This is a genomic window from Nocardioides sp. (assembly GCF_034670285.1).
Classification (GTDB): Bacteria; Actinomycetota; Actinomycetes; order Propionibacteriales; family Nocardioidaceae; genus Nocardioides.
Genome location: NZ_JAXMNS010000130.1, coordinates 1 through 8,806 on the forward strand (window position 1 = coordinate 1; position 8,806 = coordinate 8,806).

Genomic DNA, 8,806 nt, shown 5'->3' on the forward strand with positions numbered 1-8,806 from the left:
ACGCCGCGCCATGGCCGCGATCAGATCGCGCTGGTCGGCCGGCAGGTCCCGCTTCTCGGCCTCCTCGACGAGGCTCTGGGCACTCAGCGGCGCCCCGGTGCGCAGCGCGAGCATCATCTGCAGCTGCGGGGTGGCCAGGCGCAGCGCCTCCTCGGTGGTCTCGGCGACCGACGCGTTGACGGTGAGGAAGGTGCGCGGGGCCTCGAGCGCTCCCGGGAGCCCCGAGGGCTGGAAGGTGCTGCGGTAGAGCTCGAGGGCCTCGGCCGTGCCCTGGCCGGAGAAGTGGTGGGCGAAGACGTAGGGCATCCCCTTCTCCGCGGCCAGGCGCGCGGAGTAGTCGGAGGAGCCGAGGAGCCAGATGGTCGGCACCGACGTCGCTCGAGGGGTGGCGGTGAGCGTGTGCACGCTGCCGCGCAGCTGGAGGCCGACGCCTTCGGGCTCCATCATCGCCAGCACGTTGTCGACGTACTCGGGGAAGCGCGTGACGGCCTCGTCGCTCACTCCCCCGGCGCCGTGGCGCAGCGCCCAGCTGGTGACCTGGTCGGTGCCCGGCGCGCGGCCGATGCCAAGGTCGATCCGGCCCGGGTAGGCGGCCTCGAGGAGCGCGAACTGCTCGGCGACGACGAGCGGCGCGTGGTTGGGCAGCATCACTCCGCCGCTGCCGACGCGGATCCGCTCGGTCGCGCCGGCCAGCATCGCGATCAGCACGGGCGGGTTGGTCGCGGCCACCGCCGGCATGTTGTGGTGCTCGGCCACCCAGTAGCGCTCGTAGCCGAGCTCGTCGGCGGTGCGGGCCAGGCTCACGGAGGCGCGGACGGCGTCCGCGCTGGTCTGGTCGGAGCGCACGGGCACGAGGTCGAGCACGGACAACTTGGGAAGCTCTGTGGGCTGGGGCAGGGCGGCAGGGCTGGAGTCGCTGGTCATCCCAGGGTCAACGGCGTGCGCCGCTCTGACATTCCGCCCGGACCTCAGTCGCTGGAGCGCGCCGCCTTCACCATCATCCGGTTGAGCTGGACCACCGCGACCACCTCGTCGAGGTCGAGACTGAGGTCGTGGCAGCGCACCAGCCAGGCGTCGGGGCGGAAGGACCAGCTGCTGGTCGTGGGGGTCGAGGAGAGCACGGAGTGTCCCTCGACGTCGAGCAACGACCAGTCCCGTCGCCACAGCTCGCCGCGCAGGCTGAGCGTGCGGCCGTCGGCCAAGGTCACGACCTTGGGACTCAGGAAGCCGCTGCGGACCGAGCCCAGGAAGCGGCCACCGGGGTCGGTCGCCTGCCAGGTGGTGGTGAAGAAGCCGGCGCGGCGGCCGGCACACAGCGGCTCCCCCGCGGCCGTGGTCGCGGTGAACGACGAGCCGGACCACAGCGGGACGTGGATCCGGGCGACCACGGTGCCGGACGGCTCGGTCACGTCGTAGGCGCCGTCGGTCTTGCGGTCGGCGAAGGCCATCACATCGGGTGCGACCACGAGGGCCTCTCTTCCACGTCAGTAGCGGGTGCGGTCCTGGTCGGCGAGCCAGGCATCGAAGGGTGCCGCTGCCCCGGCGCCAGGGACCTGCGAGACCGACATCGGCCAGGTCGCGCGGTCCTGCTGGAGCAGGTCGTAGAACGCCCGGTCGTCGAAGCCGCCGCGCGCCGCGTCGTGGCGGTCGGCAGCGAAGACCACCCGGTCCAGTCGCGCCCACAAAGCAGCCGAGACGCACAGCGGACACGGCTCGCAGGAGGCGAAGAGCACGCACCCGGTGAGCGCGAAGTCACCGAGCTCGCGGCCGGCCGCACGGATCGCCTGCACCTCGGCGTGCGCGGTCGGGTCGAGGTCACGCGTCACGCGGTTCTGACCCTCCGCCACCAGCACTCCGCCACGCACGATCACCGCACCGAACGGCCCACCACCATCAGCGACGTTGGCGACGGCGAGCTGGACGGCGTGCGCCAGCCAGGTCTCGTCGGTGTGCTCCGAGGTCATCGGCCCACGATAGAGCGCCACCCGCGCACCCCTGGGACCCGAACCCCCGCACGCCACCCACGGAGGTTGAGCAGGGCGAGGAACGAGCCCGTCGACGAAGCCCCGGCCCCACGGTGGTTGAGGTGCGAGCGAAGTGAGCCTCGAAACCCCGTGAGCAACCCGCAACCTCATCCACAGGTCGTTCGATCACACTATCGAATGTCGGTGGCCACGACTACAATCGGACCATGCGAAAGACGCCCACCCCGACCGCGATCGCCGCGGTCCGCGACCTCCGGACGGCCCGCGACACAGCCGACGTGGAGCTCATGAAAGGCATCGTGCAGTGGGCCGTGGAGCACCGCATCGACAACTCGGTCATCGACGACCTGACCTTCGGTGTCGACGGGGTACTCCTCGGAGGTGTGGGTTGTCCGCTGGTCAGCGAGTTCCACGCCTACGACCTCGCCGCCGGGCTCGCGATGTCCTCCGACACAGGATGCTTCTACATCGGCAAGGTCCTCGAGCTGCGCTACCGCCTGCCCCGGGTCTGGAAACGAGTAGTCGACCTGCAGGTCCCGGCCTGGAAAGCACTCAAGCTCGCCGCCTCCACCATGTTCCTGCCCTTCGACGGCGCAGCCCACGTCGACCGGATGCTCGCACCCACCCTGCACTCCTGCTCGTTTGCCCAGATCGAACGCACCATCGCCCAAGCCATCGACCTGTTCGACCCCGAAGAAGCCGAACGCCGACGGCTCAAGGCTGCAGACGACCGCGACTTCCAGGTCCACCTCGGAGGGCGCAACGCCACCACCGACGGCACCATCGATGTCACCGGCTCCCTGTCGACCGAAGACGCCCTCGACCTCGAAGCAGCCGTCAAGCAAGGCGCCAAGAGCCTCGGCGACCTCGGCTGCGAGGAATCCCTCGGCGCGCGCCGCTCCATGGCTGTCGGGGAGATGGCCCGCACCCAACTGACGCTCGACCTCGACACCACCGAGAGCGGCGACACCGGAGGGCGCGGGGTCGTGATCTACGCCCACATCGACTCCGACAGCCCCCACGCCACGTTGGACAACGTCGGCGGTGGAGACGTGCTGATCGATCAGCTCAAGGACTGGTGCCAGACCGCCGGCACAAGCGTGACCATCAAGCCCGTCATCGACCTCAACCAAGAGATCACCACACAGGCCTACGTCCCGACCGCGAGGCTCGTCGAACAAGTACGCCTGCGCGACCAGAACTGCGTCTTCCCCAACTGCACCAGACGCGCCAACTACTGCGACCTCGACCATCGAGTTCCCTTCAACAAGAACAACCCCGATGCCGGCGGGAAAACGACCACGTCGAACCTCTCGCTCCTGTGCAGGAAGCACCACCGCGCCAAGACCTTCTCCACCTGGGCCTACGACAGCCCGCACCCCGGGGTCTACGACTGGACCAGCCCCTCCGGCCACCGCTTCCGAGTCACCCGCGGACGACGCCACGGCCGGATGCCGACCACGACACCGCTGAATGACCCACCCGACCCCTGAACACCACGCCCCGACACCCCGCTGAGACCAGCGGGGTCACAGGCACGTCACCGGCCGAGGGTCAGTCGTCGAACTTGATCAACCAGGCGGCGAGCCCGCCTCCGAGGGCGCCGAAGAGATGGCCCTGCCAGGAGACCCCAGGCTGGCCTGGGAGAACGCCGAGGAGCAGGGTGCCGTAGAGCAGCACGAGCACCAGACCGAGCAGGATCTGGCCGATCTTGCGGGTCCAGATGCCTCGCACCATCAGGTAGACGAGCCAGCCGAAGATCAGCACCGAGGCCCCGAGGTGGATCGAGTTGGTGCCGGCGAAGAGCCAGACCCCGACGCCACCGACGAGCCAGATCACCGCAGTCGCCTCGAGCCCGCGGGAGATGCCCGAGACCAGCACGAGGAAGAACAGGATCAGGGCCGGAACGGTGTTGGCCTCCAGGTGTGTCCAGCTGCCGTGGAGCAGCGGAGCGAAGGCGACACCCCACAGCCCGTCGGCCGAGCGCGGCTCGACGCCGAGTCCGTCGAGGCGGTTGTCGAGGATGACGTCGACCAGCTCGATGACGTACAGCAGGACGACGAACGCCCCCGACACCATCGCCGCCGCGACCCAGGCCGGCCGGGCGCGGTCCCGACGCCTCGTGATCGCACTCACGCGACCAGCTCCCCGAGCTGCTCCGCGATCTGCTCGACCTGCGTGACGTCGCTCGAGGTCGGGATCAGGTGCACCTCGTCGGTGCCGAGCTGCGCGAAGCGGTCCAGGACCACACGCAGCTCCTCGACGGTGCCGGCGAAGCCGGTCGTGGGGGCCATCGCGTCGACCAGCTGCTCGGGCAGCCAGTTCATGTAGTGGCGCAGGTGGCGGTGCACCTGCTCGCGAGCCTCACCCGAGCCGTCGTCCAGGGCGAACCAGAACGACGTCGTCAGCCGTGGCTCGCCGCGAGCGGCGTCGGCCCAGGCCGCGCGCGCCTCGTCGTACAACGCGCCCGTCGCCTCGGGGTCGAGGTCGAGCGTGACACCGGCCAGGCCGTCGGCCCACGAGGCCGCGTGCCGGATCGTGCGCGGACCCATCGTGCCGACGAGCAGCTCGGGTCCGCCGCGCTGCGCGGGCGGGGGTCCGACGGGTCGCACGGAGTCGGTGACGTGCTCGCCGGCCCACACCTGCTTCATCACGCCGACCCGCCGCGCCATCTCGGCCATCCGTTGGTCGGCGAGGTCGGCGCCGACCGCGCGGTAGTCCTCCTCGCGGCCGCCGACACCGAAGCCGACGGTGAGCCGCCCACGCGACAGCTGGTCACCGGTGGCGAGCGACTTGGCGAGCAGCACCGGGTCGTGGAGCTGCGGCACGATCACCGTGGTCACCAGACGCACGCGCGACGTCCACGCCGCGACCGCGCCGAGCAGGGTGAGCGTCTCGGGGTTGTCGAAGGCCATCCGCTCGCCGAAGCAGAGCGAGGCGAACGGGCCGTCGTCGATCGCGCGGGCCCACTCCTCCAGGACCGTGGGTCCGTCGCTCCAGAGGTCCGGCTCCATCACCGGAAGGGTCATCCCGATCTGCATGACTCCACTCTGACAGAGCAGCCCAGACCCTCAGTCCGTACGACGCAGCTCGGGTCGCAGCGCCAGCAGTCCGGCAACCGGCAGCAGGGCGAGCAGCGCCAGGCTCTGCCACATGCCCCAGGCCTCGCCGAGTCCGCCCACGACGGCCGAGCCGACCGAGCCGCCGACGAGGAAGACCAGTGTGGCCACGCCGAGCGCGACACCGCGCACCTCGGGCGCCACTGCGTCGGACACGGCCGCGCTCATGGCGGGCTGGCCGATGCCGAAGGCGATCGTCACCAGGGCGACCGAGAGCGCCAGCAGCGCCGGCCACACGAAGGCCGCGCCGACGGAGGCAGCCATCAGCGCCAGGATCGCGACGCCGGCGGAGACGGCCAGCGAGCGGCTCGGTCCGAGGGTGTTCATCAGCGGACCGGTGAAGCGCGGCACGAAGAGCGCCACGACCGCGCTCGGCACGAGCACGAGGCCGACCTGCCAGGCCTCCCAGCCGTCACCGATGAGGACGGCGGGGGCCGCGACGAGCAGGGCGAACCACGCGCCCGGGATCGAGGCGCCCGCCGCAGCGTTGCGCAGCACCGACCGGTCGCGGATCACCTCGAGCGGCAGGAAGCCGCTGGGGTTGCGCTTCACCCAGCCCGCTGTGGCCGGCACGCCTACCAGCGCCAGGACGATGCCGGCGAGCAGCACCGCGACCCCGGTCGAGGGCGACTGCACGACGAGCACGAAGCCACCGGCGGTGAGGGCCACCAGGATCGCGCCCACGACGTCGAGGCGGGCGATGCTGCGGTGGTCGCTGAGCGCGCGCCACAGGAAGGGCACCACCAGCGCGCCGAGGATCGGCAGGGCCAGCACGGCCCGCCAGCCGAAGAGGGACTCGACCAGTCCGCCGAGCAACGGGCCCAGGCAGCTGACCGCCGCGGCCATCGCCGCGAGCCGGCCCAGCGCGAGGCCGCGGATGCCGCCCTCGTAGCGGCCGTTGATGATCGCCACACCCAGCGTCGGGACGGCGGCAGCACCGGCGCCCTGCACGAGGCGGGCGACGAGGAGCATTTCGAACGTCGGCGCGAGCGCCGCGGCGAGGGCGCCGCTCGCCATCAGGGCGAGCCCTATGAGCAGCGGGATGCGGGTGCCGAGCAGGTCGGAGACCCGGCCGTAGACGGCGGTGGTCACGGCCAGCATCAGCACGTAGAGGCTGATCGTCCAGGTGGCGGCGCCCTGACCGATCGCGAGGTCGTCAGCGATCAGCGGCACCGCGATCGCCGCGGACGACGAGCCCATCCCGGCGACGCCGAAGAGCAGTCCGAGGAGCAGGGCGACCCGGCGGGAGTCGTCAGCGGTGCCAGTGGTGGCGGCGGTCGCAGACGTCTCGGGGGTCACGGTGACCGTGAACACCCAGCGGCCCCGGATCATTCCCGTTCCGCCGCCTCGCCGCCTGGTGAGGGTCGCCCGCAGGGGTGAGGGTGTCGGCGCTAGGTTCGGTCGGATGCAGATGATCTTCAGTCACCCGGATCGCGCCACCGGTCACGCACCGGGCAGCGACCTCAGCGACGACGACGTCCGCGACGCCTATCCCTGGCCCGCCGACGAGCGCTGGGTACGGGCGATGATGGTCACCACGCTCGACGGCGCCGCCGCCGGACCCGACGGGCTCAGCGGCTCGATCTCCTCCTCCGTCGACAAGGCCGTCTTCAACGCCGTACGACGCCTCGCGGCCGCCGTGCTGGTGGGTGCCGGCACGGTGCGCGCCGAGGGCTACGGCCCGATGCGCGCGAAGCCCGAGGACGCCGACGTCCGCACCGCCGCCGGGCTGGCCCCCGCGCCGGTGCTGGCCATCGTGACCGGCTCCCTCGACCTCGACTTCGACGGCAAGCTGTTCACCGACTCCACCATGCGCCCGCTCATCATCACCGGCGCCGAGCCCGACCCCGACCGCGCCGCAGCCGCCCGCAAGCACTGCGACCTGGTGGTCACCGCCGAGGAGCGGCCCAGCGCCGCGACGGTGCTGGACGTGCTCGAGCAGCGCGGTCTGCTGCGTATCGTCTGCGAGGGCGGTCCGACCCTGCTGGAGTCGCTGGTCGCCGACGACCTGCTCGACGAGGCCGACATCACCGTCTCCCCCACCTTCGCCGGCACGGCCGAGACGCCCCGCACCTCCGGCCTCGAGTCGGTTGCGTCGCTCGAGCTCGCGCACGTGCTGCACGCCGAGAGCTTCCTGATGTGCCGCTACCTGAGGCCCGACGAGTCGGGGGCGAGCGCGTGATCAGCCTGCGACGCCTCGTCGACCTCGCCACCGCACACGCCGACGACCTCGACCACGCCGTCGAGCCGCTGCGCCTGGGCACCCGCACGTTCGACACCGACACCGAGCCGGTGGTGATGGGAGTCGTCAACCTCTCGCGCGACTCGACCTACCGCGAGAGCGTCGCGACCTCGACCGCCAACGCCGTACGACGCGGGCGGGTGCTGGCCGCGCAGGGGGCGCACCTGATCGACGTGGGTGCGGAGTCCACCAACGTCACGAAGGCCCGCGTCGACGCCGACCAGCAGATCCGCTCGCTGGTGCCGGTCATCGAGGCCCTCGCCGCCGACGACATCGCGGTGTCGATCGAGAGCTATGCGGCGCCGACCGTGCGCGCCGGGCTCGAGGCCGGCGCCCGGGCGCTCAACCTGACCGGCTCCGACGACGACGCCGCGATGTTCGACCTCGCCGCGGAGTACGACGCCGCGGTCGTGCTGTGCCACGTCTACGGCGCCCACGCGCGCGACCTCGACACCGGCCGCGACCCGTCCGCCGACACCGACCCGGTCCCGGAGATGCTCGAGCGCTTCGAGCAGCGGATCGGCGCAGCCCGCGCCGCGGGGGTCACAAGCCTCTCGATCGACCCCGGTGTCGGCTTCAGCTTCCGCACCGACGACCCGCTGGAGCGCTCGCGCCACCAGGCGTCGGTGCTCCTCAACTCGTTCCGGCTGCGACGACTGGGCGTGCCGATCTGCCACTCGGTGCCGCACTCCTTCGACCTCTTCGAGGAGCAGTTCCGGATCGCCGAGAGCTTCTACACCGTGCTGGCCAATCTGGGCGGCACGGGCGTCTACCGCACCCACGAGGTGCCGCAGATCGTCGCCGTCCTCGGCGCGCTGCACGCTCTGTGAGAACACCTCGGCCCCGACGCAGGAGCGCCGGGGCCGAGGTGTGCCGCTAGGTGCTGGCAATCAGGGAGTGCCGGTGCCCTGCGGCACCAGGACGCCGTTGATCGAGCAGACGCTCACCGTCGGGGTCGCGCCCGGCTCCTGGCGATAGACGTCGTCACCGTCGACCCCGGCGGAGTTGCCGCTGAACGAGATGCCGGTCGCGGTGAAGGTGCCGGAGTTGCTGCACCACAGCCCGCCACCCTCCTTGGCTGCGACGTTGTTGCTGACCGTGCCGCCGGTGTAGCTGACGGTGTTGGCGCCGCCGGCGTGGAACCCGCCGCCGTTGCCGGGGTTGCCCCCGGTGGTGTTGGTGTCGAGGTCGACGTCGGTCAGCGTGACCGTGCCGGCGTTCGTCTCGATGCCGCCACCGGCGCGGATCGCGTCGTTGCCGGAGAAGACGGTGTCACTGACGAACACGGTGCCCTGGTCGTTGAGCAGCCCGCCGCCCGAGCCGGACGTGCCGGTCGCGAGGTTGTCGGTGACCGTCGAGCCGGTCACCGTGAGGGTGCCCGGGCCGGCGTCCTGGAAGAGTCCGCCGCCGCCCTGCGTGGCGTCGTTGCCCGCAGCGGAGTTGCCGTCGATCACGGTGTT

At 71.4% G+C, this 8,806-nt stretch carries 10 protein-coding genes; 3 read left to right on the forward strand and 7 right to left on the reverse strand.

What is annotated here, in order from left to right:
- From VOI19_RS08330 to VOI19_RS08340, 3 genes are all read right to left on the reverse strand, one after another.
- Positions 1–864: LLM class flavin-dependent oxidoreductase (locus tag VOI19_RS08330; RefSeq protein WP_323792509.1), on the reverse strand; the 864-nt coding region annotated here is incomplete at its 3' end.
- Positions 865–968: 104 nt separating this feature from the next.
- Positions 969–1,466 (reverse strand): hypothetical protein, encoded by a 498-nt coding sequence (locus tag VOI19_RS08335; RefSeq protein WP_323792500.1) that lies wholly within the window; start codon positions 1,464–1,466, stop codon positions 969–971.
- An 18-nt stretch (positions 1,467–1,484) separates the two neighbouring features.
- Positions 1,485–1,964: a nucleoside deaminase gene (locus VOI19_RS08340; RefSeq protein WP_323792501.1), complete on the reverse strand. Its 480-nt coding sequence runs from the start codon at positions 1,962–1,964 to the stop codon at positions 1,485–1,487.
- A gap of 227 nt (positions 1,965–2,191) precedes the next feature.
- On the opposite strand from VOI19_RS08340, the gene VOI19_RS08345 reads away from it, so the two are divergent.
- The gene (locus VOI19_RS08345) at positions 2,192–3,478 is read left to right on the forward strand and encodes an HNH endonuclease (RefSeq protein WP_323792502.1); all 1,287 of its coding nucleotides are present in this window, start codon (positions 2,192–2,194) and stop codon (positions 3,476–3,478) included.
- A 61-nt stretch (positions 3,479–3,539) separates the two neighbouring features.
- On the opposite strand, the gene VOI19_RS08350 is transcribed toward VOI19_RS08345, so the two are convergent.
- The 3 genes from VOI19_RS08350 to VOI19_RS08360 are packed head-to-tail and all read right to left on the reverse strand — an operon-like array spanning position 3,540 to position 6,436.
- Positions 3,540–4,121: a rhomboid family intramembrane serine protease gene (locus VOI19_RS08350; protein WP_323792503.1), complete on the reverse strand. Its 582-nt coding sequence runs from the start codon at positions 4,119–4,121 to the stop codon at positions 3,540–3,542.
- Entirely contained in the window at positions 4,118–5,026 is a 909-nt protein-coding gene (locus VOI19_RS08355) for an LLM class flavin-dependent oxidoreductase (protein ID WP_323792504.1), read from the reverse strand. The genes VOI19_RS08350 and VOI19_RS08355 overlap by 4 nt, the downstream gene beginning before the upstream one ends.
- 30 nt (positions 5,027–5,056) lie before the next feature.
- Positions 5,057–6,436, reverse strand: a complete 1,380-nt coding sequence (locus VOI19_RS08360) for an MFS transporter (RefSeq protein ID WP_323792505.1) — start codon at positions 6,434–6,436, stop codon at positions 5,057–5,059.
- A 73-nt stretch (positions 6,437–6,509) separates the two neighbouring features.
- On the opposite strand from VOI19_RS08360, the gene VOI19_RS08365 reads away from it, so the two are divergent.
- Positions 6,510–7,286: a dihydrofolate reductase family protein gene (locus VOI19_RS08365; RefSeq protein WP_323792506.1), complete on the forward strand. Its 777-nt coding sequence runs from the start codon at positions 6,510–6,512 to the stop codon at positions 7,284–7,286.
- A complete protein-coding gene (locus VOI19_RS08370; RefSeq protein WP_323792507.1) occupies positions 7,283–8,176 on the forward strand; it encodes a dihydropteroate synthase in 894 nt (297 codons plus the stop codon). The genes VOI19_RS08365 and VOI19_RS08370 overlap by 4 nt, the downstream gene beginning before the upstream one ends.
- Before the next feature lie 60 nt (positions 8,177–8,236).
- Here VOI19_RS08370 and VOI19_RS08375 read toward each other — a convergent pair.
- Positions 8,237–8,806, reverse strand: a 570-nt coding sequence (locus VOI19_RS08375) for a hypothetical protein (protein ID WP_323792508.1), incomplete at its 5' end; no start/stop codon positions are given.